This is a genomic window from Gottfriedia acidiceleris (genome assembly GCF_036421055.1).
Taxonomy (GTDB): Bacteria; Bacillota; Bacilli; order Bacillales; family Bacillaceae_G; genus Gottfriedia; species Gottfriedia acidiceleris_C.
On the sequence record NZ_JAZGQS010000004.1, the window covers coordinates 21,526 to 47,546 of the forward strand.

Sequence of the window (26,021 nt, forward strand, 5' to 3'; positions counted from 1 at the left end):
ATTTTGCAATTAAACCGAACGAAAAAATAATAGGGAAAAAGTTAGGAAAGATATTTTAGTGAGTAGATAGAAAGAACCAATGTAAAATTAATCATTTCGCTACTTTCTATTTTCTATTTAAATCTTATATTAGATTAAGAGTGTGTAATTTTACCTATAGTAGGATTTATTAAAAGGTATTGCTTTCCTAAATATAGAAGTAGTCAAAGTGAATATTTTGTAAGGGCTTTCATTTTTGTTTTTTGCTTTCATTATCGTTTGATCAACACGCACTTAATTAAGGAGGCTAATTAGAAATGAAGAAAAATCAGTTTGATACAAAGTTGATTCACGAAGGCTACAAAACTAGTGAGTATAACGGGAGTTTAACTCCGCCATTATTTCATACGTCTACTTATACATTTCCTACTGCACAACATGGAGAGCAGTCCTTTGCAGGAGAAAGAGATGACTTTATTTATTCAAGGTTAGGAAATCCAACCGTTCAAATTTTAGAAGAACGAATGGCTGCATTAGAAGAAGGAGAAGTAGCGTTAGCATTTGGTTCCGGAATGGCTGCTGTGTCTGCTACTATTTTTTCTTTAATAAGCACCGGTGACCATATTTTATGTTCAAAAGGCATATACGGATGCACGTATGGCTTTTTAGAAATGCTTGAGAGTAAATTTGGAATTGAACATAACTTTTGTGAAATGGATACTGAGGAAGAAATCCAAAACTTAATCCAAGAAAACACGAAAGTTATCTTTATTGAAACACCGATCAATCCAACAATGAAAGTCATTGATCTTGAAATGGTTGTCGAAGTTGCAAAGAAAAATCATATTACCGTAGTAGTTGATAATACATTTTGTTCACCTTATTTACAAAAGCCATTAACACTAGGCTGTGACATTGTGCTACATAGCGCTACGAAATATATTAGTGGTCATGGTGATGTAGTTGCAGGAATTGTTGTTTGTAAAACAAAAGAGCTAGCTGATCGAATGATACCTATTCGAAAAGATATAGGAGCAATTATGTCACCATTTGATGCATGGCTCCTGCTTCGAGGATTAAAGACATTAGCAGTTCGAATGGACCGTCAATGTGAAAATGCAAAAAAGGTCGTCTCATTTTTACAATCGCATCCAATGATAAAGGAAGTATTTTACCCAGGAGATTTTAAAAGTCAAAATTATTTTATTGCAAGTAAGCAAATGAAAAAAGGTGGCGGAGTCTTCGCATTTACAATTGACGGGACAAAGAAAGATACACAGGAATTTATTAATCATTTAGAAATGATAAAAATAGCAGTTAGTCTAGGGGATACAGAAACATTAGTGCAACATCCGGCGACGATGACACATGCTGTTGTTCCAAAAGAGTTACGAGAAAAAATGGGCATTACAGAAAATATGCTTCGCATGTCAGTTGGATTAGAAGCATGGGAAGATATCGTAGCCGATTTACAACAAGCTTTACTGAAATCTAGTAGCAATACAGTTTATTAATCTAGAGTTGATAAAAAAAGTACTTTCTAAAATTTAATTAGAAAGTACTTTTTAGTTTAGATCTAAAATTAAATTGGAAAATCAACAATTTCATAAATAATATTTTTATCAATCTTAAACTCAATGGTATAATGCGGAACGAAATCGATAAGTTGGTGGACTGTAATATATGAATCATGAATTTCATTAATGCAAACTACATAGTGATAAATTAATGTTTTTACGATAACTACCTCACCTTTTAATTCTTTGGCAAGACGATTAATTCTTTTTTGTGTCTGAGGAGACGTACTTTCAGCTACCGTTATATAATGTCTCTTTGCCTCCCATGACTTATCACTTGAAAAATCTCCTTGCTCATTTCTTGAAGAAACACTTTTACAAGTTAATTTACCAATCTCAATAACCAGTGCTGAATCAATTGTAATTTGCCTAAACACCTCATCCGAAGCCAAAATGATTACATTGAATGAATGGTCCTCATTAATTGATACTAATCTTCCTCTATAATTGAATAAAAATGTCTCCAAAAAAACCTTTTTCCCAAGTAATTTCTTAGCTCTTTTTAAAATATGATTTCTATTCTCTGGAGAAGTGCTTTTAGATATGCTAATTCCATGTTGTTCCGACAATAGTAGTTAACCTCCATAAATTTGATACTACATTTTATGAATCGAATCCTACTCATCGAAACGGTTAATATCATTAGTTAAGAAAATTTTTAGGACGAGCAGTCTTTCAAGGGGAAGATTTTTAAGATTATTGACATAAATAGGGGGTATATCTAGTCAAAATCGTAATATTTATTTAATAATGTCGATTCAAATTGGATGTTTGATTTGATAGTTTGGCGGAATTGTCTGGTTAGACTACAATTTATTAAAGGCACCAGCTTTTGACGAAAAGAAGCATGATATACGGATAGTAGTATGGGGATATTTTTAGTTTAATTGCGTTTTTCATCCTTTTAGTTGTATTACTAGAATTTTTAATTGTAGTTCCTGCAATTTAATTACAGATTTGCCATTTTTAATTATGATTCCAGGAACTTATTTGCACTTGCTTGAGTAATGACGAACTAATACCCAATCAATAAAAAAAATCCAGCAAGCCCACATGAAATTGGACCACTAGATTTTTTTAACAAGACCTATTTATTCAACGAATCAATAATTGGATAAAGCTCTTCTAAATGAGTGATTTCATAAGTAGGTACAACTTCATTTCGCTCTTTATTATGCCTATTAATCCAAACGTTTTTCATTCCAATTCTGCTTGAGCCTAAGATATCCGTCATAAGATTATCTCCAACCATAATGACCTCTTCTTTTGAGAGTTCCATTAATGAGAGGGCATGTTCAAAAATACTTGGATCAGGTTTACCTTTTCCGAAGTCTCCAGAAATTAGTATTTGATCAAAGTATTCTTTAATCTTTGGTGTAATTGAAAGTTTCGTATGTTGCAAATCAGGGGATCCGTTTGTTAGTAAGAGTAGTTTGTACTGTCCATTTAATCGATCAAGCACATCAAATGTTTCATCGTATACAAAAGGGTTTCCTTTGCGTTCTTTAGGGAATGTTTCGGCTAATAAATGACCAAATTCTGGATCATCTATTCCAAATGCTTTTAAGGCGAGTGTCCATGCATTTTTTCGATAGGTAGGTGAATTCTCCCTCATTTTTGGAAATTGATCATGATCATCTAAAAAATTCCCCCATAGTCCTTCGAATGGATTTATGCCAATCAATTTTGTGAATTCGTATGTATCGTATGATTCATAAAGCTTTCTAGCCTCATTACGAACGGCATTTTCAAACTCAGCTGAATCTATACCGTATTTTTCTGTAGCAAGCTTACATGTATTTGCAAATGCAACTTGAACACTTTTTTGGTCCCAAAGTAATGTGTCATCCAAATCAAAAATGATTCCTTTAATCATAAAAAGCCCCTTCCTAATATGAACTGTATAAATTATCCACTATCGTACTAGGAAAATATGAATTAGTAAATAGAAAGTTACTAAAATTTCACTTTTTTTAAAAAATTCAATGTAAGGATTATTTATTTTAAATTAATTATTTAGTACAAATGACGATTAAATCGAATATAATACCTTGTTGATTTTGTTTTAATTAATGATGAAAAGAGTGAGTATATGTCATTTGAGGATTTTGTAAACTGTCATTCAATGCAAATTAAAACGAAGGCGGTCTTTGATAAACAAAATAAATTAATGCGATATTCGCTTACAAGAACTTGGGATGAATCAAAAAAGAAAGCTACACTTGTATTACTTAATCCTTGTAGAGCAGATCACCTAAAGAGTGATTATATATTGGCGAGATGTCTTAACTTTTTTATAGATTATAAGAAAGGTAACTTCGGATCCCTAGAACTAGTAAATCTTTTTGCATTAATGGAACCGGATTCAACAAAGCTAAAAGGGAAAGAATGCGAAGTTGGCGAACATAACGATGAAGCAATTAAATTAGCGATTAGTAACGCAGACATTATAATAGTTGGCTGGGGTTCCAGTAAACGATTTAAATGGCGAATAAAAGAAGTTCTAGATCTGTTAGAACCTTATAAAGATAAATTATTTAATTTTTGTGATGACTCAAATCGAAAAGATATCTTGATTCACCCAGTGATTTTAGCGGAAAGACATTGGTTAGAGAAATTAAATTTTGAAGCACTTTACGAATGGACTACAAAAGAATAATGAATGCTATTTCTGAAGACAACTCATTTTGGGTTGTTTTTTTATTGCTTGAAAATTCAAATACTTATATTAATAAAAATTGTTATAATAAATTGAGCATTAAGTTAAGTTCAAGACAGAATGAACTTTACTAAATTTGCTGATTTTCTAGAAACTCAATTATTACTTGAGTCCATTTTTCCTCCATTCAAGTAACACTTGATTTTAACTATTCAATTAACTAGATACAATGAAATTAACTTTTACATAGAGGTGATCTAAATGTTTGATATGAAAAAAGTAGGAAGACAAATCGCTCAATTAAGAAAAGCAAACAAGATTACACAAATGAAGCTAGCTGATCAATTAGGTGTTAGCTTTCAAGCAATTAGTAACTGGGAACGTGGAGAGACTATGCCCGATATTTCTAAATTACCAGAGCTTGCTGAAATTTTTCATGTAAGCATTGATGAAATTTTATGTAATGAAAAAGGTGTGCAATTGATCAATAACTTAATTGAAAAAGATAATCCGGATTCTTCAATTGAGTTAGAAGTTGAAAAAGATGAATTTTTAACGATTGCACCGATTCTTACGATCGATCAAGCTGACTTAGTTTTTAGAAATGTTGAGAACGACCTTACGATTACCGATACAGCGGATATTGCTCCATTTGTTAGTGAAGAAATAATCGATGAATGTGCAAAGAAAGAATTTGATTCGAAAGGAATCAAAGAATTATCAAGAATGGCACCTTATATTAGTAACGATGTAATTGGTGAATTAGCGAAGAAAGAGTTTGAGTCAACTGGAATTGAAGAATTATCACGAGTAGCACCGTTTCTATCTCAAGAGTTAATTGATGAATTAGCGAAAAAAGAGTTTGGAATGAATGGTATAAAAGGATTTACAACTTTGGCACCATTTATTAGCGAAGAAGTTATAAATGAATGTGCAAAGAAAGAGTTTGAAACGAATGGTGTAAAAGGATTAATATCAATGGCACCATTTATCAGTGAAGAAGTTATGAATGAATGTGCAAAGAAAGAGTTTGAAACAAACGGTATAAAAGGATTAACGTCATTGGCACCATATATTAGCGATGAGATCATCGATGAGTGTGCAAAGAAAGAGTTTGAGCAAAATGGCATAAAAGAAATAACATCAATGGCAGCATTTATCAGTGATGAAATAATCGATGAATGTGCAAAGAAAGAATTTAAAACAAATGGTATAAAAGGACTAGCATCAATGGCACCATTTATTAGTAATGACATAATTGATGAATGCGTAAGAAAGAGTTATGAATTCGATGGGATCAAGTCATTAGCACCAATCTGTCCGTTTATAGAAGGTGACCTACTTAATGAACTTGCTTTAGATGCTATATCAAAACATGGCATTAATGAAATTTTGTCAGTGGTTCCATTTTTAGATTCAAAAATTGTAAAAAATGCAGTAATTAAATAAGGTTCTAACTAAACTTGTTTTTACTTTGTGGGGTCTCTAAGGACCCTTTTTTATTTTTTATAGTCATTATATTAATAAAAAGGGAAATTTTCTGGACAATTCAGTAATATCCTTTATCATAGAATTAGTAAAAAGAATGAAAAGGTGACTCTATGAAAAAATTACTTATTATCGGGGCTTTTGCAATCTGTTTAATTATATCTGCACAAACAAATCCTTCTAAAGGTGAGTTTGTCACTTGGGCAAAGGATCAACTTAAATTGGAATCAAAAAATAAATATCTTGATTTTGGGATTGACTTATTAGGAGAAAAACTGATTAATAAGTTTACAACTAAGAAAGATTATGTCTTTTTTTCAGTCTACGAGGTTAAGGCTTTAGATAAGGAAATAAAAGTTGTTGGTTTATTTAATCACTTTATTCCAATTTCAAAAAAATAAATGGCGAAGTGTTAGTGGAAAACTTTGATTGCTTGTATATAATAGAAATATGAAGTTAAAAGAGGTGGAAAGAATGAGCAAATCAAAAGCAAGAAAATTACGAGACAAACTAGTTAGAGAAGGTAAACGTAATCCAGAATTAAGTAGAAGTTCATTTGCGATGTTAGATTTAAATACGCGTAGAACAAAAACGAAACAAGAAAAATTAAATCAAGTTAAACATAAAAAACAGTCCTTAGGAAAAGATGATTTTCTTACAAAGGACTGTTTTTATTTAGATGTATCTTATTGTTGTGTAGCAGGTGCTTTTTTTACTTTATTAGCGAATTTAACTGTTAGATTTGTTTTATATACGTCGGCTACTGCTTCAAATTGGTTGTAAGCACTATTAAATTTTTTAAAAACGGTAGTTGCATTTACAAGAGCAACTTTTGCTTTTGCTACATTCCTGCTTTGAATTGCATTATCTAAGTTTTCATTATCTTCTATCTCATAGATTTCATCAAAACCATTTTTAAAATACTGATCAAACATAGAATCTAGATCTTTTTCAATTTGACGATGTGTTGTGTAATCCATATCAAGAACATCGTATGCATAGCTAATAATTTCTTGTTGTTTAGATGTCATCCCATAAAAGTGTTGATCCACTAAAGCGTATTCAGTTTCATAGTTTTTATATTCAGTAGGTAATTGCTTACGAATATAAATTAAATTTTCAGTATAAATTTGATCCTCGATATCGTATACATATGACTCAATCGTATCATATGTGTGGTTTTGGTAATTTCTAATTGCCGTCAATTTATTTTTTTGTGTAGTAAAGTATGTTTTAGCATTCTTTGAATCTACTTTTTTAATATATGTATTAAACTGTGCTGTTATTTTTTTCATGTCCACTGCTGCATTATCTTTACGTGCTTTATCAATTCTTGTTTTAAAGCTCGCTGTTTTTTTCACTAGTGCTTCTTTCCCTGTATACCCGTACTTATTAAATAAAGTAACATCAGTTTGAAGTTCTTTATAATAATCATAAACATCTTGATCTGTATAATAGATTTCACTTTTTAAGTTGTTCAGTACTTTAATATAAGAGCTTACTTGTTTTTTTAAATCATTTTGAGCTTGGACAACTTTAGTATTCGTTGCTGCTTGAGTTTCAGTTGGTAGCATACCTAATAGAATACCTGCTGATAGAGTTGTTGCAGTTGCTATAGTTGCGATTTTCTTTATTTTATTCATTTCGGTCTCCTAATAATATAATATTAAAATTTTTCATACTATTAGTATAGTACATGTTACAAAAATATTAAATAAATATTAATAGGATTAAAATTTATTTAAATTACCTTTAAATGAAGTTAAATAAATTCACTTCACTTAAAGGTAAATAAATTAAGTGATACAATCATAAACTAACAAAGTCCATTTTTAGTCTCGCGAAGCATTTACAATTAATTGTGCCATTTTTCTTGGGTAAATTTTTGCAGTTGACATATGATCGCCACTACCTTGTATAAACCGATAAACTCCTAATCTACTAGCAATATGGGGATACCAACCCGAATTTGCGCCTGCAGGTACTACTGTATCTTCTTGCAAATTAATAAAGCTTCTTGGGATAGATAATTGGTAAAACGTTTTTAAATCTAGCTTTTCGACAAGAGGGGTTGCCGGTTCAGGTGTTGTCGCATTATAAATTTGCCTCGCCGTTTGTAAATCAGCCAAGTTAACAAACACATCTCGGAAGTATTGAAATGGTAGTTTGATTGTATTATCAGAAGATTGTTTTGCTAAGTCTAAAAGGAATTTTTGTGTTTGTGGTGGAAATTGATCAGCCAAGCTTTCACCATCATTTAAAACAAAAGCATTCCAAAAAACTAATCGTTTAATTCGGTCGTGAAGCTGTTCAGCGACTTTTTGAATGACTGTACCACCAAAGCTATGACCGATTAAAATAATATTATTAAGCTTATTAGACGTTATATAATGAACAACTTGTTTTGTAATCAACTCATGATTTACATTTTTATCTTTATCTGTACCATGTCCAGGTAACTGTGGTGTGTGAACAATATGTCCCATTTTTTGTAGTTCTCGTGCTATTCCGTGCCAAAAGTATGGATCAACCCATGAGCCGTGAACTAAAACGAAAGTAGCTTGAGCATACTGACGATAAAAAATGTCAGATTCGTCAATTGAATGATGCTGTTGATGAATAGGATATGATTGATATTTGTTATACCAATATTGGTGATAATCATAATAAGGATTATTCATATTTTGATGATTGTAGTCGATCAGTTGAATCATTTCATGGGATTTTTTTCTTGTCATGCAAATTAGTCCCTCCTCGTTAATCTTTCTCATCGTATGCACCTATTCGTTAGAAGGTACCCACTTAACGAATGGAAATATAAGTAAGTAAAGAGGGGAAAATAATATTTTAGGAGGAGATTAGTATCAAAAAAGCTATCATTTTACTCATACTATTGTTAATTGTTTGTACAAGTGTTTACTTTGCGGTGAAAGATAAAGTTTTCCAAGATTCTTCAAAATCGAAACCAAATAAAAATACAAATCACCAAACAGAGACTAAACATGCGTATTCAACCGAAGAAATTTTAAATAATATCCTTTCAAGCGCTAAACAAGGAGAAATTCCAAACCAAAAAAATATAGAAGTAGGGAAGACTTTCTTAAAAGATCTAACGGAGCAATATGGAGAATCTACCCAAAAAGATCAGGTTGCTAATGGTACGTACTTAACCTATCAAAAGCAGGGATTTGCAGTAGGATATGATCAACAAAAGCGAATTTATGAAGTGAGATCTTATGATGCTAAATTACAAAAAATTCACTATGACGCTATTATCAAACAATTAAAAAAGCCAAGTAAAATTAAATATTATAAGGATCAACAAGTTGATCAAATTATTTTAGTTTATGAACTGCCTAATCATATTGAACTGAAGTTTATCTTACCAAGACCAACCAGTGAAAATGATAATCCAACATTGCATCATACGTCAGTCTCAATAATTGACCAATTTAATCCTAGTACTGGCACTAATCTAGATCAGCTTTTAAATGCGATGACACTTCAAGAAAAAATAGGTCAAATGATTATCTCAGGTTTTTACGGACCGAATTATTCAAGTAGTTTAAAGGAACTAGTTGAACAATTTCATATTGGTGGATTTATTTTTTACAATGAAAATCTAACGAATAACAGTCAAACCGTTAAACTTGTAAATTCAATAAAGGCTGCTAATCAAAAGAATCATTTACCGATTTTATTCGGAGTTGATCAAGAAGGCGGCAGAGTTTCTCGTTTACCAGGAAATCTTGGTCAAATACCGTCAAACGAGATAATTGGAAAGAAAAATAATGGACAATTTTCATTTGAAATTGGTCAAATACTTGGAGAACAGCTACAAGCTTTTGGTTTAAATATGGATTTTGCACCTGTTTTAGATGTAAATAGTAATCCTAAAAATCCGGTCATTGGTGATCGTTCATTTAGTAATAATCCAAAAACTGTAAGTAATTTAGGAATACAAACAATGAAAGGAATTCAATCAGAGAATATCATCCCGGTTATTAAGCATTTTCCGGGCCATGGTGATACGTCAGTTGATTCACATTTAGAATTACCTGTTGTAAATAAATCGTATACTGATTTAAAATCATTGGAACTAATTCCGTTTAAGGACGCAATCAACCAAAACGCAGATGCTGTAATGGTTGCACATATTTTATTACCAAAAATTGATCCGAAAAATCCAGCATCAATGTCTAAAACGATCATTACTTCAATGTTAAGGGATGACTTAAAATATGATGGAGTTGTTATGACGGATGACATGACGATGGATGCAATTGGAAAAAATTATAAATTAGAAAAAGCAGCGGTTACTTCTATTTTAGCTGGAAGTGATATCATTATGGTTGCTCATGATCCTAACAAAGTAAAAGCTGTTTATAAAGAAATCGAAACAGCCGTGAAAAACAAAACAATTTCAGAAGAACGTATAAACGAAAGTGTAAAACGAATCATTTTACTTAAACAAAAATATAAACTAAATAACAATCAAGTAAAGCCGATAGATCTACAAAGGCTTGTTGAAAAAACAAATAAGTTAGTAAATAAGTAGAAGAATTAGCAAAAAAAGGAAATTACCACCTTTTGTAGAATAAATAATCTAAAAAGGTGGTGTTCTTTCTGGGTAGTAAGATTTCAGATGCAGGATTAATGCTATTGGCTATTTTTAAAGAACTTCAAGAAAAAGAGCCGGACTTCGAAAAAGGGCTTCATAATGAAGTAGGAGTAGAAATTGATGATGTCGAACCTGCATTAATAGAATTGGAAATGCAAGGATTTATAAACGGTTTAACTTGGATTAAGAGTGATATAGACCAAAAAGAAATTGCTTCATTATTTAATATTTCACTAACACCTACAGGATTAGCTAGAGTAATCGAACTATTAAGATGATTTGTATACATATAAAAAGACTACCTCAAATGTTTATGACATTTGAGGTTTTTTGAAAGAAAAAAGGAGGAAATAAAAATGAAAATAAAAAAAGTAAACCCCGAATCTGTTGCAGCACCAGTTGGCCAATATAGTCATGTCACAATTGTCCCAAGACATGCAGAGCTAATTGTTTTATCAGGTCAAGTAGGAAACGATATAAATGGAGTATTTCCAAACGATATCGAAAGTCAATTTGTCAATGCACTTGAGAATATAAAAAACATCCTAGAGAGTGAGAAAGTCGAGCTTAATAATCTTTTTAAACTAAACTTTTGGCTAACTGAGAAAATCGATCGTCAATTCTTTCTAGAGTGTTGGAGCCAATTTCATTCTGGTAACCCACCTGCAACAACTTATGCTTATGTATCAGCTTTAGCAAATCCTGATATTAAAATAGAAGTTGAAGCATGGGCAGCAAGATAATCAACAAAGTTCATTACTTACCATCAATTGTGATTGTAATAAACATGATGGGAATGATTGGTATAACACAGCTAACTTTGGGAAACTTAAGTGGAGGTAATTCGGTTCGAAAGCGAGATGAAAAATTGAAATGGATGAATTCGAGTCTCAATTAAATCCCACTGTAAGAAAAAATATAACCAAAACGCTAACTCAACTTAATTTAAAAATCGAAGGCATGATTGGAAGAATTGAAAATAAAGGATGCGGCATATTAACGGAATTTGAAAATATCCATCGAGTTTTTAATGATTTACAAATGGATGCAGCCTCATTTTATTTAAATTCATACCTATCTCCATATACTGATATCTTTGATGAATTGACAATCACAGTTCAACACTTATCCAAACGCAAACATGGCGGATTAATTGTTGTAAAAAGAGACGACTCACTTGATGAGTTGATGAGTTCAGGGATCCACGTCGGTGCAAAACTATCTCCAGCATTGCTAGAGTCAATTTTTTATCCAGGTAGCCCGTTACATGACGGAGCAGTTCTTGTTGAAAATAACATGATCATCTCAGCAGGTAATGTACTTCCACTTTCTAAAATTACATACGATAATAAAAAACTTGGAACAAGGCACCGAGCAGCAGTTGGAATTTCCGAACAAAGCGATGCACTTGCCCTAGTGGTATCAGAAGAAACGGGAAATATATCTTTCGCTTATAAAGGAAGCTTATATCCTGTTAAATATGGAGCACCTATTAATTAAAACTGAAACGGTCATTTTGATCGTTTTTTTTGTTTGGTTCTGTAAAGAGTATAAGCAATTAACCCAATGCTTTAGTTGAATAAGAGTACCTAAAGGTCGTTAAAATAGACAACTTTTTTAATTTTCACTTTTTTCTGATTTTATGAATTGTATTGTTTTTGAAATCATATTATACTTAATTAATCCGATACGAAAGGTTGGTTTTATCTATGTCTAATTCAAAAAAAAATACAATTCCATTACCTTTAGTTCGTACAAATCAATGGACAATCTTTATTTCTGTTATATTAACTTGGGTCACTGGTCAGTACTGGCTACTACTTATTCCTTTAATTAGTGGTCTTTGTGGATTGCTTTTTGATTTCCATCCAATCATAAAATTGGCTAAACGTTTTTTAAAAAATAAACCATCGAGCTATAAGCAAGAGGATAAAGACCAACAAAATTTTAATCAAACAATTGCAGTAACCTGCTTATCTCTAGCATTTATTGGTACATTAGTCGGTTGGAACGTATTATTTTATGTGTTTTCAATTATGGTCGCATTAGCATCATTCATCGCAATCAATGGATTTTGTATTGGATGCTATATTCATTTTCAATGGAACCAATATAAATATCGAAAAAGCTTAAGGTAAATTAAATAAAAATCAGAGCCTTCTCATTAAATGAGAGGGCTATTTTTTATGAGATGAAAACATAATTCGTTATAATATAACTAGTATATGAAATTGTGGTGATCTCCAAGGTTTTAAAGAAAATTAAATAAGGGTTAACTTTAAAAATAAATGAATTACTTCAGGAAGGAAGAATAGAAATAATGATAAAATGGAACGAAGATATTGTTATTAATACAAATATTGAAAAAGTATGGAGTCTATTTTTAGATAAAAATATTAAGAAAATCATGCCAAAAGTTGAAGAGCATAATTTAATCGATAAAAACGAAAACGAAGTAGGTGCAAAGCATCAGCAAAGTTATAGAGAAGGAAAACGTGTAGAATCTTATATTGTTGAAACTTTAGCATATGAAAATACTGAATCATATAAAAAAAAGCAAATCCATTTTGTTTTAGCAAATGCATTTGAAACGAATCTGACATTTATATTAGAAAAAATCGACGATAAACATACAAAATTTATTTATGAAGGCACGAACGCTGGAGTAAATTTTATCGGACGAGCAATGTTAAAGCTAGCGAATCCAAAGGGGAATAATTTAAAAGCAGTACATGAATTTATACAAAGAGTCGAACAAGAAGCTTTAAAAGAACAGGATTAAGCTACTATACATAAAAAAGGAGAGCATCTAATACTCTCCTTTTTTATTTATTTTGATATTTTACTTAATAATTCATATGAATATAAACGTGCTGCATGATCGAAAACAGAACCATTTACCATTATCTCATCAGCTTTTGTTATATTTAATACTGTTTGTAGTTTTTCAGTAACGGTTTCAATTGTACCAATAGCAGATAGTTTCATTTGATTTTCAAGTGTTTCTTTTTCGAATGGACTCCAAATTTCATCCATATCGTCAACTGGTGGTTTTAAAAGAGCTGGTTTACCACCTCGAATTAAGTTTAAGAATGATTGTTGCTGAGTTGTGAAAAGTCTTTTTGCTTCTTGATCTGTGTCAGCAACAACAACATTTAAGCCAATCATTGCATATGGTTCATCTAATACGTCAGATGGTTTAAAGTTATTGTGATACAACTGCATTGCTTGAACTGTATAGTCAGGTGCGAAATGGGCTGCAAATGCAAATGGTAAACCTAGTTCAGCAGCTAACTGAGCACTAAAGCCACTTGATCCTAGTAACCAAATTGGTATATTTAAACCTTCACCAGGTACAGCTTGAACCGTTAAACTGCCAATTCCACCCGGCGGATTAAAGTAATTACGTAATTCCTCTAATTGAGCAGGGAAGTCTTCATGGCTGCGTAAATCTCTACGTAACGCTCTAGTTGTAGACATATCACTACCAGGAGCACGACCTAATCCGAGATCAATACGACCTGGATGTAGTGATTCTAATGTACCAAATTGTTCTGCTATGACTAATGGAGCATGATTTGGTAACATGATGCCTCCAGAACCAACTCGAATCGTTGATGTCCCACTTGCAATATGTCCAATTACAACTGAAGTTGCAGAACTTGCAACTGCTGGCATATTATGATGTTCAGCAAACCAATAACGGTGATATCCCCATTTTTCAGCGTGCTGTGCTAAATCAAGACTATTTTTAAAAGCATCAGCAGGAGTGCTTCCTTCAACAACTGGTGCTAAGTCTAATACAGATAAAGGTATTTCACTTAAATTCTTAGCAACTTTATCTTGGAAACGATTATTCATCATAAAATTTTCCTCCTAAATAACAATTTTCAATATATGGAAATAACGAGACGTTTTCATTTGATAAACTGTGTTTTAATTATATACAGTATGCTAAGATTATAGAAAATCTAAAGAGATAATACAAGTTTTTGAACTTGGAAATATTTATACAGGAAAACTTCAGATGGTAACAAGAAGTAATTTTGGTAAAAAGAAAAAAATTTGTAAATAAATGTATAGAATAAATTTTTAGAATCATACTATCCTTAATCTGATAAACAACATCAGAGCATCCAATAGACAAAGGAGTCGACAACATGGCAAACAGAAGATCTTCAAATCAATATGTTGCACCAAATGCAAGTTCAGCAATTGAGCAAATGAAGTTCGAAATAGCTTCTGAATTTGGAGTGCAATTAGGACCAGACACAACTTCACGCGCTAACGGTTCAGTTGGTGGAGAAATTACGAAGCGTCTAGTTCAAATGGCAGAACAAAGCCTAGGCGGATATGCTCGTTAAATAAAAAATAAGGATAGAAATCAAATTTTCTATCCTTTTTTATTGTCTAAAAAACCACTAGAACTATCCGGTAAATCTTTATCTACCTATTTATACAAGACTAAAAACTACTATATACTTGCAAGGGAAACAAAAACGGGGGATAATAATATCACTGGATGGTGATAAAAGATGTCAAGCTGTAAAAATTCCGTTACACCTAAGTGGTTCGGATTTGCTATTCAGGCATTAGTTTTACTAGCAACAACAGAAGGGGTTACACCAAGTAAAGCAATCGCAAAACATATTAGATCAGGTGTTTCATTTATGAGAAGAATCATGGCTCCTCTCGTAAAAGAAAAAATAGTAGAAGCAAGAGAGGGACGAGATGGTGGCTATTTATTAGCTAAGTCACCAGAGGAAATTACCTTAAAACAAGTCTACATTGCGCTACAAATGACAGAACCTCTATCAACCGCACTAATTGAATCCACATCTGACTGTACAAGTGGACGTGTAATGAACAATGTATTTTCAGACTTTGCAATTGAAGCAGAAGAGCACTTACTTGGCTTTTTATGTAACTATACTTTGGCCGATTTTGTAAGACGTGCCAGTCATAAAACGATCGAATCACTTTGAAAATATCGTACATTTGGATGTACGATATTTTTTATTTTAATTAAAAACAATGAAACTACAATTAACAGTCATTTATCAATACAAACTATTTAAGATAATTTTTTTCATAAAATTTTCCTCCTTTTTAATTAAGTATTTTTATATAATAATAAAAAATAATAATGTGGGGTGTTTTATTTGGATCAAAATGATTATTATCAAAATTTATTAAAAAGGCTTTGTAAAGCTAATAAAATCTCTCCTCGAAAACCTAGATTTGAAAGCATTGATGGTTTCGTAATTATTCATGTTAAAAATCATTTGAAAGAAGGAGTAGATTTAGAAAGCTTTAAAATAATAAATCTTATCTATCAAACAGTTGTACCTTTAGGTATCAAGTTCAATCAACAATTATTTTTATATCCAAATGGGGATCGATTAGATAGAGTAACTATCTCTTTTAGCAGAAATGATTATATGGTTTTAAACAAGAAACTGGAAATAGGGGATATAAATAATGAGTAAAAATAGTATTAATTAATTATTTTTATAAAACATCAGTAAAGTAATTTAAGAATTTTTTTAAATATTTATATGGGATACTATAAAAGTAACAAAAATAATTTAGAAAATTTTGGGAAAAAAATGTATGAATTTTTTTGATTTAATGTTTCTGTTAATGGTATGCGGACTTAGTGATAGCTTTCTCCAAGCTTTCTAATGTCGTACAAAAAATTAGTACCTAACGGGTTTCAACAAGCCTAAAATTCAAACTTGGAATGAATGGTTAAACAAAAATCAAAAAAATGCACTTGAAATAAGAACAGTTATCGCATATACTATATTTAAATCACTTACTTACAAAAAGTAACCAAATGTTATTAATCACTATTTTTTTATTCTTTACTGTCTCCGAATAAAGAACAGTAAAGGTAATAAAATTAAATACAGTTATAAAACTTTAAAAATAACTGTACTTAAATCAAGTTCAGTAAAAACAAAAAAAGGAGAGATTTCTAAATGAAATGGTTTATTCGAATTATACAAGGGATATTAATTATTGCTTTTCTAATGTCTGGATTTGTGAAATTAAGTGGCAATACTCAGATGTTACATGATTTTAAAGAGGTTTATGGTTATTCAAAAAGTATGATGTATACGATTGGTTCATTTGAGGTGTTAGGTGCAATTGGTTTATTAGTAGGATATTGGAAGGTGATATTCGGTAAGCTTGCTTCAGTTGGATTAGCAATTATTATGGTAGGAGCTGTATTTACTCATTTACATGCTGGTCAAGGCATGAGTGTTGCAATGGCTCCATTTGTTCTGTTAGTGTTAACATTAATTGTACTATTTTCTAGAGGGGGTAAATTAAAGTGAATTTTCATCAAAAGCCAAAGGTTTATGCTCCAACAGTTGAATTAAAAGTTGCAAATTTAGAGCGTTCAATAGCGTTTTATCAAGAGGTAATTGGTTTAAAAGTTTTGGACCATTCGACTAAAACTGCTAGTTTAACTGCTGATGGGGAAAATGTTTTAATTAAATTAGAGCAGCCAGCCAATGTTACACCTAGAAATGAGCAAAATACTGGATTATATCATTTTGCGTTATTAGTACCTACTAGAAAAGATTTAGGTATTGTACTTAAGCATCTGATTGAAACTAGAAATCCACTTCAAGGTGGTTCGGATCATTTAGTGAGTGAAGCAATTTATTTAGCGGATCCGGATATGAATGGTATTGAAATTTATGCAGATCGTCCATCGGAGAATTGGCAATGGCATAATGAGTATGTCGTTATGGATAGTAAACGATTAGATGTAGAAGGTCTTTTGAATCTTGCTGAGAATGAAACTTTTACTGGACTACCAAAAGGAACAATTATGGGTCATATTCATTTACAAGTTTCTGATTTAAATAGTACAGAGAAGTTTTATTGTGAAGGGCTTGGATTTGATGTTGTAACGAAATATGGAAGCCAAGCATTATTTATTTCAACTGGACGTTATCATCATCACATCGGTTTAAACACTTGGCATAGTGCTGGAGGTGTTGCACCTTCTGAAAGCAGTGCAGGATTAAAGAATTTTACATTACTTTATCCAAGTGAAGAAGAAAAATCGGTCGTAGTAAATCGCTTAAAGAATATGGGAGTTTTTGTTTTTGAAGAAAATGGCGTTACATTTACAAAGGACCCTTCAGGCATAAGCATCCAACTATTAGTTGGTAAATGAAAGACAAAAATACAAAAAAATTGAGAATCAGACAAGCGATGCAACGACGAAATTGAACGTTTTGCAGGCAGTCTAAAGAGACATTTTCAACTACTAAGTTGTGAATGTCTCTTTTTTTGTTTCTCATTTTTTCGTTGGTTTCTATCATATTTTTTCAATAAAAATAATATATTTGAACAACATGTACATTTACTAACTATGGGAGACGGGAAGAAAAAGGGAGAGTGAAAAAGTGTTACATATTGTGGTTTGCATAAAACAAGTGCCTGATACGAAGATCATTAAGATGAATCCTAAAACGAATACGATGGATCGTGCAAGTGCTCCAGCAATATTAAATCCGTATGACGCTCATGCTGTAGAGGAAGCTGTTCGAATTAAGAATAAATATGGTGGAACAGTTTCGGTTATTACCATGGGGCCGCCACCTGCTGTAAAAGCTATAAGAAAATGTATTGAAATCGGTGCAGATGAAGGATATATGATTTCAGACCGTGCATTTGCTGGGGCAGATACTTTAGCGACAAGTTATGCTTTGACAAAGGCGATTGAGAAAATAGGACAAATTCAAGCGATTGATTTAATCATATGTGGAAAGATGACAATTGACGGTGATACTGGACAAGTTGGACCAGGAATTGCACGTCGTTTAGATATACCGCCTTTAACATCAGTTAAGAAAGTTCAAGAAATTAATAAAGATGAAGGGTATGCGATTGTTCATCGAAAAATAGAAGATGGACATGAGGTGATTAAAACAAGCTTACCTTGTTTATTTGCAGTTGAGAAGGAAATCAATGAAGTTCCTTATTCATCACTTACAAATATGATAAAGGCTGCAAGGTATCACCCGACCATTTGGGCCGTGAAGGATTTAGAAGATATTGATATTAAACAATTAGGTCTAAAAGGTTCACCAACAATTGTATCGAAAGTATGGGCTCCACCGAAGGCTAAAGGTGGAACGATTTTTGAAGGAACTTCATTAGAAAAAGTAAATGAACTAATGAAGATTTTAAATGAGAAGAAAGAGTTATTTGAAGTGAAAGGAGGGGTATAAATGGATTTCTCAGAGTACAAAGGTATTTGGGTGTTTATTGAAGAAAACGATAAAGTCATCGCACCCGTTTCACTAGAATTGCTTGGAGCTGGTAAAGAATTAGCAGAAAAACGTGGTTGCGAATTAGCAGGTTTATTAATTGGTGAAAATGTGAAATCATTAGCCCCTACGTTATTTGAATACGGTGCTGACATCGTTTATGTATATGATGATCCAATTTTTAAAGATTATCGTACTGAGTCTTATATGAAAGCAGTACTTGAATGCTGTAACAAATATAAGCCAGAAATCTTATTGTATGGTGCAACTTCAAAAGGGAAGGATTTAGCAAGTGCAGTTGCAACTGACTTACCTACAGGTTTAACTGCCGATACAACAGTATTAGATGTTGAAGAAGATACAGGACTATTATTAGCTAGTCGTCCTGCATTTGGTGGAAATATAATGGCAACAATTCTTTGTAAGAAATATAGACCTCAAATGGCTACAGTTCGTCCAAAGGTAATGAAAGCGCTCACTCCGACTCCTGGTGCTGAAGGAGTTGTGATTGAAGAGGAAATTAATTTAAGAGAAGAAGATATTCGTACAAAAGTATTAGAGATTGTACGTGCAACAACTAAGAAGGTTCGCATTGACGAAGCCGATATTATTGTAGCGGGTGGTAAAGGATTAGGAAGTAAAGACGGATTTCAGTTAATTCATCTGTTTGCTGAATCGATTGGAGCGGCTGTTGGAGCAAGTCGTGATGTAGTTGAAGCTGGGTGGGTCGAACATCATCATCAAGTAGGTCAGACTGGCGTAACGGTTACACCAAAAATTTATTTTGCAATTGGGATATCCGGGGCAATACAACATATTGTTGGAATGCAAAATTCAGGTCTCATTATTGCGATAAATAAAGATCCGAATGCGGCAATTTTTCAATCTTGTCATTACGGCATCGTAGGAGACGCATTTGAAATTGTACCAATGCTGATTAACCAATTCCAAGAAAGTTTTTCTTTAAAGGAGGAAAATCACGATCATGCCGGAAAAATTTGATGTAATTGTCGTTGGAGCAGGCCCAGCAGGAATTTCATGTGCATACGAGCTCGCAAAAAATGGTGTTAATGTTGTCCTTATTGAAAGAGGAGAGTATCCTGGTTCGAAAAATGTTATGGGTGGCGTATTGTATCGTAAAATGATGGAGGACGTTATACCTGAATTTTGGAAGGATGCACCGATTGAGCGTGTGATTGTAGAACAACGAGTTATGTTGCTTGATAAACAATCTGCTACAACATTTGGATATAAAGGTCTTGAATTTGCTGAAGAACCTTATAATAATTTTACGGTTCTTCGCTCAAAGTTTGATCAATGGTTTGCTCAAAAAGCAGTAGAACAAGGTGCATTATTAATCAATGAAACAGTTGTTCTCGAGTGTATTGTTGAAAACGATATGGTAGTAGGGGTAAGAACGGATCGACCTGATGGTGATTTATATGCAGATGTAGTAGTTCTGGCAGATGGCGTAAATTCACTTTTAGGAAAATCTTTAGGTTTCCATAAAGAATGGAGACCAGATGAAGTCGCTTTGGCTACAATGGAAATTTTAAAGCTGGATAGTAAAATAATTCAAGATCGATTTGGTCTTGAAGGTAACCAAGGGGTAGCAATTGAGTTGTTTGGAGATGCGACAAAAGGCATAGTTGGCACAGGATTTTTATATACAAATAAAGATACTCTTAGTATTGGGGTCGGTACATTATTATCCGGCATGATTGAAAACAAATTGAAACCTTATGATTTACTTGAATACGTTAAGAATCATCCGATGATTAGACCGTATATTCAAGGAAGCGAACCACAAGAATACCTAGCTCATTTAATTCCAGAAGGTGGGTACAAATCAATTCCAAAATTGGTAGGAAACGGAGTATTGGTAATTGGTGATGCGGCACAACTAGTAAACGCAATTCATCGTGAAGGCTCCAATATGGCAATGACATCTGGTAGATTAGCAGCAGAGACCATTATCGAAGCAAAAGCGATTGATAACTACTCTGATGTTGCTTTAAAACCTTACGCTGATAAACTACTAAATAGCTTCGTAGGACAGGATTTGAAAAAATATAAAGATGCAACACATCATTTTGAAAAATTCCCTCAATATTTCGAGCAATATATTCCACTATTAAATAAATCTGCTAGCCAAATGTTTACCGTAGATGGTCAATCTAAATGGGAAAAACAAAAGAATATTATGAGTAATATAGGAGGAGCAAAAGCTAAACTTAAGCTTGCGAAAGATGTATACAAAGCATGGAAGGTGATGAAATAAATGAGTGAGACAAAAAAAGAAAGTACTATCGAAGAAAAGCAGTATCTCGTTCGTTTTAATGCCGATACAAAATCGCACTTAACTGTACTAGATTCCGATATTTGTATGACAAAATGTCCTGATAAAATCTGTACGATCTTTTGTCCAGCAGAAGTTTATAAATGGGAAAATATTCGAATGCATGTAGGATACGAGGGATGTCATGAATGTGGAAGCTGTAGAATAGGCTGTCCTCATCAAAATATTAAATGGGAATATCCGAAAGGTGGGCACGGAATTATTTTTAGATTGGGGTGATCGAAAATGTTCTCGATAGGCAACTATGTTATGTTTAGCTTAGATGGTGCTGTGGGAACGGTTATGGAAACTAAAGATAATCATTGCTTAGTAGCTTGGGAGGATCGTGTTTGTAGTTGGGCAAGTTTCGATCTACTCAGGAAAATTAGTTGCGCAGAATTAATTCAACTCTTCACTCCAAAATAATTCACCTTTTAAATTGGATTGGTATAAAAACGGGGGCTATATGAGAGGTAAAACAACCTCCGATATAGCCCCCAATTACATATTAAAGTGCGTCCAAAATGCTTTAACTGATTCTAGCTTAAATAAGACAACTATCACATTAAACCGAATACCATAAAAACAATTCTAAATATTCCTTTTTCAATTTTCACTTTTTTTCGTTCTTGGATAGGTGCTTTATCCGATTTCGAATTGCATCCTAGTTTATTCTTACAGGATTTAATTAAGTTATTACTGTTTTTAGGTGTAGATAATCTTGTTTCATTTTGACCAGTTTTTAGTTTAGAGTGCTCACTTTTATAAACTTTGGTTGGCTTAGTACTTGTTTCTTTTTCTGTTGCTTCCTTATGTTTTGCTTCATTTGAAGGATCTGTAAATGAGGTAAAAATAAATAAAATAAATAAGGCCCCAGTAATAATAAAATTCTTTAATGATTTTCCGTTCATTTTAAAGAAAGAGATAATGCCCCTAATAATAAAGAATAGGATTCCTATAAGACATAAAAATTCAATAAACGTGTACAATAGTTAGCCTCCCTATATTTCGCCACATACTAACTATTCGCTATTGAGGACTAAATTACCTTTTTAAAGTTAATTGGAGTGTTACTATAGTATAAGAAAATTCCATCATATGGAATAATAAGTTCTATTTACTTATAAATAGACAATTCATTTTTAGTTCTTTAGTTGTTATGGTTTGGAAATTAATAATTGGAGGGGGTTATGTAAAGCAGAACCTATTTAGTATCTAGTAAAATATTCACAAAAAAAATAAGTCCTTTAGAACTAGAAGTTAACTACTTTCGCAATCCACTAATATGATTTTTCTTCAGTACATTCATACAATTCGTCCACTTAAAGAATTAATAGGAAGATTTTCTATTAATTTAGAAGTGTTTAGAGAAATTTTATTTAACACCTAGCCTATTAAATTAAAATGTTATTGTATCTATGTGATTTATTTTAGAATACATTTTTACACAAACCTTGGGGACACTAAAAGTAATAATAAATGTTTATGTGATAAGCATTTTAAAATTAGATACTTTTTAATGCTAATGTTATTAATTGATATAGGATCGACAACTATATCTTTTTTATTTTGGAGTTTAAAGAAAAATTCGAAACATACATTAAGCTTAAAAGATTTAGGATTTACCAAAACTATACAATTCCAATGTAATAATAAAAAAAGCAAAGCTATCATTAAATTCATTCAAAAAAATAAGAATAATATCATTGACTAAATAATAGATTGAATTTATATTTAATTTTAAATATTCGAACAATTAGGGGTGTTTAGATGGGAAATGCATTAGTGTTTCAGTCAGATTTTGGATTACTAGATGGAGCAGTTAGCGCTATGTATGGTGTTTCTTGTAGTGTAAATCAAGATATAAAGATTTACGACTTGACCCATGATATACCTCAATACAATATTTGGGAAGCTTCTTACCGACTTGTACAAACAATGAATTACTGGACAGTTGGAACAGTATTTGTATCAGTTGTAGACCCGGGCGTAGGCTCAGATCGTAGAAGTATAGTGGCTCACACAAATACGAATCACTTCATAATAACACCTGATAACGGAACATTAACACATGTTGGCAAAATATATGGAATCAACCAATTAAGAGTCATTGACGAAGAAATTAATAGACTACCAAATTCAAGTGAATCTTATACTTTCCATGGGAGAGATATATTTGCATTTACAGGTGCAAGATTAGCTTCTGGAATAATTGACTTTGAAAATATTGGTCCAGAAGTGGATTCAAATTCATACATAAAATTACCAATGAAAGAATGCCATAGTGAAAACAATTCGATAACAGGAACGATCGATATACTTGATGTTCGCTATGGTAGTATTTGGACAAATATAGGTCGAACAGATTTTCTCAAACAAGGCGTTTCACATGGGGACTTAGTCGAAGTACTAATTACACACCAAGGTAGAAAAGTATACAAAGAAGCCGTAAAATATGGAAAATCATTTGCTGATGTAGCAATTGGAGAACCAATCTTATATGTAAACAGTCTAGATCAAATGGCAGTTGCTGTAAATCAAGGGTCGTTTACTGATGAATACGGAATTGATACAGGTATAGAATGGGAAATAACACTTAAAAGTAAGTAGGGAAAGCTTAAGTGAAAAAAGTACTTTCGGGGTTAGGTAAAAAAATGTTTTTTATTCCTCAATTTTAGTAATTTTTCAATAGAATTTTAACTTGGAAGTTTACTTATATTTAAAGTAGGCTTCTTTTTTGTAATGAATTTTAATCGGAAAATCCAGAACTTTCAAGGAGAAATTATAAACTTACGTGAAGTATTTCACTTGAAATTCATTTTTACCTATATAAAATTTATTATAATTAGGGGATTTGTAAAATTAAAAGGAAAATTTTAGTGAATGTTTTCACAAGTTATTCACAGACAATTGCATTTTCCTTTACTATAATTGGCAGTAACTTCTATTAGTAGGACCAATTGGCTCTAATGGAGTTGACGGGTCGGTTGGATCTACTGATGTTACTGGACCAGAACCTTCTGAAGCAACTGTTACTTGGACATTGGTTGATGCTCCAGGTGTATAATTAAAACTACTTAAAAAAATTTTAATCGTAATTTTTTAGCTTGATTGCTCTCTTTCTATCAGGCTTTTTATATTTTTTAAATTAAAAATTCTGTATAATTTAAACTGTCGTTAAGGACATCTTAGAAATTAAAGGTGGAGATTTTATTGGAATCGTATTCTAAATTAGCAAGTAGATCAAGTAGATTATTAGCAATATTGGTTGATGGATTTATAAGTTTTCTTTTTATTTTTGCCATATCGACCATTACAGGAATGACAAAGTTTACAACATTTTTTAATCCTACTAGAGTAGACAAGTTTGATATTGGAACTTCACTACTATCCATAATTAGTGTCATTCTATTTTATATTTTGATCCCCACATTTGTTTGGAAAGGGCAAACAGTCGGAAAGCGTTGGTTAAATATTGCAGTCGTTAAGAACGATGATCAAGAAGTAAATTTAAAGACAATGACTATAAGAGAAATTTTTTTCATTTTAGGATACATAAAAATACAATATTTATCATTAGTTGTAGGTTTTGTTGCATTTATTGATCCGTTTTTCATTTTTTCTTCTGAACGAAAAACACTACATGATTTAATTGCAAAAACAAAAGTAATTGATGTTTAAAATAAAAAGAAAGCTCTGTAAGCTTTCTTTTTTATTTTAAAATTTTCATTTGGTTTATATGAGCACGTGTTTCTTCAGTACCTAATTCATAAATCATCGCATAGGCTTGTTTTAAAAAATAATCATACCCATCATTGTTTTCTTGGCTCCAATTTGTGATTGGAATGATGAAAGCAGTTTGAATACCTGCTGCTTCATCATAACTGTCAATCTGATGGAAAATTCTTTCGAGTCTATGTTTTTCATCAATCGTAGCATCGATTTCTAACTCATAAGGTGCGTCCCCTTGATTTGGAACAATTGTTTTTGCTTGAACGGATACATAATATCTCCTTTTTTCCATATAGATCTCCCTTTTACGTAATTTTGGTTATCATTTTTATTATCCTCACCAACCAGTGCTTTATTCAAAGTTTATAATCAGCTCGAACTTAAAAAGGAATTTCATAAATAATATTGAAATATAAATGTGATATTAAGATAATTTAAGTATAAATGAGGGGGGAAATATATGAAGGGACTATATCGAGACTTTTTTCTTCATTTCGATATTATTGTGATGGGGGTACTTTTTTTAGTTGGAATTATTTATAGTTTAGGATTTCATTTATCATGGCTGACTGTCTTAATTTTCATTATTGGATTAATCTTTTTTATGTTTAGTGAGTACGTAACACATCGTTTCATTTTTCATATAAAGGCACCAAAAAATAAACTATTACTTAAATTTATGAAAAGGATTCATTATGATCATCATATGTATCCAGATGATTTGAAATTATTATTTTTACCGATATGGTATAGCATTCCGAATTTAGGATCACTTTGTATCATTTATTTTTTGATATCGAAAGATTTAATTCAAACAATTGCATTTGGTTCAGGTTTAATTTTTATGTTACTAGTATACGAATGGAAGCATTATGTAGCTCACAAACCAATTAAACCTTTAACGAAGGTAGGGAGACAGATTAAAAAGCTACATATCCTGCATCATTTTAAAAATGAAAACTTTTGGTACGGCGTATCGACCCCTATTTTTGATGGGATTTTTGGTACATTGAAGGATGAGAAGGAAGTAGTAACAAGTAATACCGCGAAAGCCTTAGAAGAAAGAATGTAAACTGCAAATGAGGTATCTTGGGAGAATAATGATTTACTTTTATCTTTTTAATTTGCACGATTTTATATTATTAAAATGATTAAAGAAAATGCCTAGTGTTTACACTAGGTTTTTTTGTCAGTTTAAAGCTCCTTTTTATTATGGAACAATCTCTATTTTATGAAATTTTACTATAAATTAATATTTTATAACAATTGAAAAAAGGGTAAATATTTGATTGGTGTGCTTACTATACTGAGAATAAGGGGGAGATGATTG

At 31.9% G+C, this 26,021-nt stretch carries 30 protein-coding genes and 1 pseudogene; 24 read left to right on the top strand and 7 right to left on the bottom strand.

Annotated features, from left to right (window positions below):
- Positions 1-296 precede the first annotated feature (296 nt).
- Positions 297-1,493 carry a methionine gamma-lyase gene (gene megL, locus RAH41_RS07070; protein WP_331221511.1) on the top strand — a complete coding sequence of 399 codons (1,197 nt, stop codon included), beginning with the start codon at positions 297-299 and terminating at the stop codon, positions 1,491-1,493.
- Between the two features lie 68 nt (positions 1,494-1,561).
- On the opposite strand, the gene RAH41_RS07075 is transcribed toward megL, so the two are convergent.
- Positions 1,562-2,125, bottom strand: coding sequence for a hypothetical protein (locus RAH41_RS07075; RefSeq protein WP_331221512.1), 564 nt, complete (start codon positions 2,123-2,125; stop codon positions 1,562-1,564).
- A 518-nt stretch (positions 2,126-2,643) separates the two neighbouring features.
- On the bottom strand, positions 2,644-3,432 hold the full coding sequence (locus tag RAH41_RS07080) for an HAD family hydrolase (RefSeq protein WP_331221514.1): 789 nt from the start codon (positions 3,430-3,432) through the stop codon (positions 2,644-2,646).
- Positions 3,433-3,648: 216 nt separating this feature from the next.
- Between RAH41_RS07080 and RAH41_RS07085 the strand changes: the two genes are divergently transcribed.
- The 4 genes and pseudogenes from RAH41_RS07085 to RAH41_RS22600 form a co-directional block, all read left to right on the top strand.
- Positions 3,649-4,215, top strand: a complete 567-nt coding sequence (locus RAH41_RS07085) for a DUF1643 domain-containing protein (RefSeq protein WP_331221515.1) — start codon at positions 3,649-3,651, stop codon at positions 4,213-4,215.
- A gap of 261 nt (positions 4,216-4,476) precedes the next feature.
- Positions 4,477-5,664, top strand: a complete 1,188-nt coding sequence (locus RAH41_RS07090) for a helix-turn-helix transcriptional regulator (protein ID WP_331221517.1) — start codon at positions 4,477-4,479, stop codon at positions 5,662-5,664.
- A gap of 152 nt (positions 5,665-5,816) precedes the next feature.
- On the top strand, positions 5,817-6,104 hold the full coding sequence (locus RAH41_RS07095) for a hypothetical protein (RefSeq protein ID WP_331221519.1): 288 nt from the start codon (positions 5,817-5,819) through the stop codon (positions 6,102-6,104).
- A gap of 73 nt (positions 6,105-6,177) precedes the next feature.
- Positions 6,178-6,360 (top strand): annotated as a pseudogene (locus RAH41_RS22600) (hypothetical protein); the annotation flags it as partial.
- 29 nt (positions 6,361-6,389) lie between these two features.
- On the opposite strand, the gene RAH41_RS07105 reads toward RAH41_RS22600, so the two are convergent.
- On the bottom strand, positions 6,390-7,346 hold the full coding sequence (locus RAH41_RS07105; protein WP_331221520.1) for a hypothetical protein: 957 nt from the start codon (positions 7,344-7,346) through the stop codon (positions 6,390-6,392).
- Between the two features lie 189 nt (positions 7,347-7,535).
- On the bottom strand, positions 7,536-8,441 hold the full coding sequence (locus tag RAH41_RS07110) for an alpha/beta hydrolase (protein WP_331221521.1): 906 nt from the start codon (positions 8,439-8,441) through the stop codon (positions 7,536-7,538).
- A gap of 188 nt (positions 8,442-8,629) precedes the next feature.
- Between RAH41_RS07110 and nagZ the strand changes: the two genes are divergently transcribed.
- From nagZ to RAH41_RS07140, 6 genes are all read left to right on the top strand, one after another.
- Positions 8,630-10,261, top strand: a complete 1,632-nt coding sequence (gene nagZ, locus RAH41_RS07115) for a beta-N-acetylhexosaminidase (protein ID WP_331221522.1) — start codon at positions 8,630-8,632, stop codon at positions 10,259-10,261.
- Positions 10,262-10,365: 104 nt separating this feature from the next.
- Entirely contained in the window at positions 10,366-10,602 is a 237-nt protein-coding gene (locus tag RAH41_RS07120) for a hypothetical protein (RefSeq protein WP_331221523.1), read from the top strand.
- A 78-nt stretch (positions 10,603-10,680) separates the two neighbouring features.
- On the top strand, positions 10,681-11,067 hold the full coding sequence (locus RAH41_RS07125; protein WP_331221525.1) for a RidA family protein: 387 nt from the start codon (positions 10,681-10,683) through the stop codon (positions 11,065-11,067).
- 130 nt (positions 11,068-11,197) lie between these two features.
- Positions 11,198-11,824 (top strand): sporulation-specific diadenylate cyclase CdaS, encoded by a 627-nt coding sequence (gene cdaS / locus RAH41_RS07130; protein ID WP_331221526.1) that lies wholly within the window; start codon positions 11,198-11,200, stop codon positions 11,822-11,824.
- Positions 11,825-12,033: 209 nt separating this feature from the next.
- A complete protein-coding gene (locus RAH41_RS07135) occupies positions 12,034-12,462 on the top strand; it encodes a DUF4395 domain-containing protein (RefSeq protein ID WP_331221527.1) in 429 nt (142 codons plus the stop codon).
- 182 nt (positions 12,463-12,644) lie between these two features.
- Positions 12,645-13,106, top strand: a complete 462-nt coding sequence (locus RAH41_RS07140) for an SRPBCC family protein (RefSeq protein WP_331221528.1) — start codon at positions 12,645-12,647, stop codon at positions 13,104-13,106.
- Between the two features lie 47 nt (positions 13,107-13,153).
- Here the strand turns inward: RAH41_RS07140 and RAH41_RS07145 are convergent, their stop codons facing one another.
- Positions 13,154-14,188, bottom strand: coding sequence for an LLM class flavin-dependent oxidoreductase (locus tag RAH41_RS07145; protein WP_331221530.1), 1,035 nt, complete (start codon positions 14,186-14,188; stop codon positions 13,154-13,156).
- Positions 14,189-14,484: 296 nt separating this feature from the next.
- Between RAH41_RS07145 and RAH41_RS07150 the strand changes: the two genes are divergently transcribed.
- From RAH41_RS07150 to RAH41_RS07195, 10 genes are all read left to right on the top strand, one after another.
- A complete protein-coding gene (locus RAH41_RS07150; protein ID WP_088072372.1) occupies positions 14,485-14,688 on the top strand; it encodes an alpha/beta-type small acid-soluble spore protein in 204 nt (67 codons plus the stop codon).
- 171 nt (positions 14,689-14,859) lie between these two features.
- Positions 14,860-15,309: an RrF2 family transcriptional regulator gene (locus RAH41_RS07155; RefSeq protein WP_025568186.1), complete on the top strand. Its 450-nt coding sequence runs from the start codon at positions 14,860-14,862 to the stop codon at positions 15,307-15,309.
- Between the two features lie 177 nt (positions 15,310-15,486).
- Positions 15,487-15,813: a hypothetical protein gene (locus RAH41_RS07160; protein ID WP_331221533.1), complete on the top strand. Its 327-nt coding sequence runs from the start codon at positions 15,487-15,489 to the stop codon at positions 15,811-15,813.
- Between the two features lie 495 nt (positions 15,814-16,308).
- On the top strand, positions 16,309-16,668 hold the full coding sequence (locus RAH41_RS07165; protein WP_331221534.1) for a DoxX family protein: 360 nt from the start codon (positions 16,309-16,311) through the stop codon (positions 16,666-16,668).
- Positions 16,665-17,522, top strand: coding sequence for a VOC family protein (locus tag RAH41_RS07170; RefSeq protein WP_331221535.1), 858 nt, complete (start codon positions 16,665-16,667; stop codon positions 17,520-17,522). Before RAH41_RS07165 ends, RAH41_RS07170 begins: the two co-directional genes overlap by 4 nt.
- Positions 17,523-17,754: 232 nt before the next feature.
- Complete coding sequence (locus RAH41_RS07175) at positions 17,755-18,582, top strand: electron transfer flavoprotein subunit beta/FixA family protein (protein WP_331221536.1); 828 nt, start codon at positions 17,755-17,757, stop codon at positions 18,580-18,582.
- Positions 18,583-19,623, top strand: coding sequence for an electron transfer flavoprotein subunit alpha/FixB family protein (locus tag RAH41_RS07180; protein ID WP_331221537.1), 1,041 nt, complete (start codon positions 18,583-18,585; stop codon positions 19,621-19,623). It abuts the gene before it with no gap.
- On the top strand, positions 19,607-20,902 hold the full coding sequence (locus tag RAH41_RS07185) for an FAD-dependent oxidoreductase (protein ID WP_331221538.1): 1,296 nt from the start codon (positions 19,607-19,609) through the stop codon (positions 20,900-20,902). The genes RAH41_RS07180 and RAH41_RS07185 overlap by 17 nt, the downstream gene beginning before the upstream one ends.
- The gene (locus RAH41_RS07190) at positions 20,903-21,199 is read left to right on the top strand and encodes a ferredoxin family protein (protein WP_025568180.1); all 297 of its coding nucleotides are present in this window, start codon (positions 20,903-20,905) and stop codon (positions 21,197-21,199) included.
- Between the two features lie 6 nt (positions 21,200-21,205).
- Positions 21,206-21,385 (top strand): hypothetical protein, encoded by a 180-nt coding sequence (locus RAH41_RS07195; RefSeq protein ID WP_025568179.1) that lies wholly within the window; start codon positions 21,206-21,208, stop codon positions 21,383-21,385.
- A gap of 134 nt (positions 21,386-21,519) precedes the next feature.
- Here the strand turns inward: RAH41_RS07195 and RAH41_RS07200 are convergent, their stop codons facing one another.
- The gene (locus RAH41_RS07200) at positions 21,520-21,948 is read right to left on the bottom strand and encodes a hypothetical protein (protein WP_331221540.1); all 429 of its coding nucleotides are present in this window, start codon (positions 21,946-21,948) and stop codon (positions 21,520-21,522) included.
- A gap of 781 nt (positions 21,949-22,729) precedes the next feature.
- Between RAH41_RS07200 and RAH41_RS07205 the strand changes: the two genes are divergently transcribed.
- A complete protein-coding gene (locus RAH41_RS07205) occupies positions 22,730-23,569 on the top strand; it encodes an S-adenosyl-l-methionine hydroxide adenosyltransferase family protein (protein WP_331221541.1) in 840 nt (279 codons plus the stop codon).
- Positions 23,570-24,172: 603 nt separating this feature from the next.
- Positions 24,173-24,640: an RDD family protein gene (locus tag RAH41_RS07210; RefSeq protein WP_331221542.1), complete on the top strand. Its 468-nt coding sequence runs from the start codon at positions 24,173-24,175 to the stop codon at positions 24,638-24,640.
- Between the two features lie 31 nt (positions 24,641-24,671).
- On the opposite strand, the gene RAH41_RS07215 is transcribed toward RAH41_RS07210, so the two are convergent.
- Positions 24,672-24,983 carry a hypothetical protein gene (locus RAH41_RS07215; RefSeq protein WP_331221543.1) on the bottom strand — a complete coding sequence of 104 codons (312 nt, stop codon included), beginning with the start codon at positions 24,981-24,983 and terminating at the stop codon, positions 24,672-24,674.
- 168 nt (positions 24,984-25,151) lie between these two features.
- Between RAH41_RS07215 and RAH41_RS07220 the strand changes: the two genes are divergently transcribed.
- Complete coding sequence (locus RAH41_RS07220) at positions 25,152-25,763, top strand: sterol desaturase family protein (protein ID WP_331221545.1); 612 nt, start codon at positions 25,152-25,154, stop codon at positions 25,761-25,763.
- The last annotated feature ends 258 nt before the right edge of the window (positions 25,764-26,021 follow it).

Coding starts and splice junctions, on each gene's coding strand:
- RAH41_RS07205 (WP_331221541.1), top strand. CDS start 22,730: ATGGGAAATGCATTAGTGTTTCAGTCAGATTTTGGATTACTAGATGGA.
- RAH41_RS07125 (WP_331221525.1), top strand. CDS start 10,681: ATGAAAATAAAAAAAGTAAACCCCGAATCTGTTGCAGCACCAGTTGGC.
- RAH41_RS07110 (WP_331221521.1), bottom strand. CDS start 8,441: ATGACAAGAAAAAAATCCCATGAAATGATTCAACTGATCGACTACAAT.
- RAH41_RS07150 (WP_088072372.1), top strand. CDS start 14,485: ATGGCAAACAGAAGATCTTCAAATCAATATGTTGCACCAAATGCAAGT.
- cdaS (WP_331221526.1), top strand. CDS start 11,198: ATGGATGAATTCGAGTCTCAATTAAATCCCACTGTAAGAAAAAATATA.
- RAH41_RS07190 (WP_025568180.1), top strand. CDS start 20,903: ATGAGTGAGACAAAAAAAGAAAGTACTATCGAAGAAAAGCAGTATCTC.
- RAH41_RS07090 (WP_331221517.1), top strand. CDS start 4,477: ATGTTTGATATGAAAAAAGTAGGAAGACAAATCGCTCAATTAAGAAAA.
- RAH41_RS07155 (WP_025568186.1), top strand. CDS start 14,860: ATGTCAAGCTGTAAAAATTCCGTTACACCTAAGTGGTTCGGATTTGCT.
- RAH41_RS07220 (WP_331221545.1), top strand. CDS start 25,152: ATGAAGGGACTATATCGAGACTTTTTTCTTCATTTCGATATTATTGTG.
- RAH41_RS07215 (WP_331221543.1), bottom strand. CDS start 24,983: ATGGAAAAAAGGAGATATTATGTATCCGTTCAAGCAAAAACAATTGTT.
- RAH41_RS07145 (WP_331221530.1), bottom strand. CDS start 14,188: ATGATGAATAATCGTTTCCAAGATAAAGTTGCTAAGAATTTAAGTGAA.
- RAH41_RS07180 (WP_331221537.1), top strand. CDS start 18,583: ATGGATTTCTCAGAGTACAAAGGTATTTGGGTGTTTATTGAAGAAAAC.
- RAH41_RS07165 (WP_331221534.1), top strand. CDS start 16,309: ATGAAATGGTTTATTCGAATTATACAAGGGATATTAATTATTGCTTTT.
- RAH41_RS07195 (WP_025568179.1), top strand. CDS start 21,206: ATGTTCTCGATAGGCAACTATGTTATGTTTAGCTTAGATGGTGCTGTG.
- megL (WP_331221511.1), top strand. CDS start 297: ATGAAGAAAAATCAGTTTGATACAAAGTTGATTCACGAAGGCTACAAA.
- RAH41_RS07080 (WP_331221514.1), bottom strand. CDS start 3,432: ATGATTAAAGGAATCATTTTTGATTTGGATGACACATTACTTTGGGAC.
- RAH41_RS07095 (WP_331221519.1), top strand. CDS start 5,817: ATGAAAAAATTACTTATTATCGGGGCTTTTGCAATCTGTTTAATTATA.
- RAH41_RS07085 (WP_331221515.1), top strand. CDS start 3,649: ATGTCATTTGAGGATTTTGTAAACTGTCATTCAATGCAAATTAAAACG.
- RAH41_RS07105 (WP_331221520.1), bottom strand. CDS start 7,346: ATGAATAAAATAAAGAAAATCGCAACTATAGCAACTGCAACAACTCTA.
- RAH41_RS07185 (WP_331221538.1), top strand. CDS start 19,607: ATGCCGGAAAAATTTGATGTAATTGTCGTTGGAGCAGGCCCAGCAGGA.
- RAH41_RS07135 (WP_331221527.1), top strand. CDS start 12,034: ATGTCTAATTCAAAAAAAAATACAATTCCATTACCTTTAGTTCGTACA.
- RAH41_RS07140 (WP_331221528.1), top strand. CDS start 12,645: ATGATAAAATGGAACGAAGATATTGTTATTAATACAAATATTGAAAAA.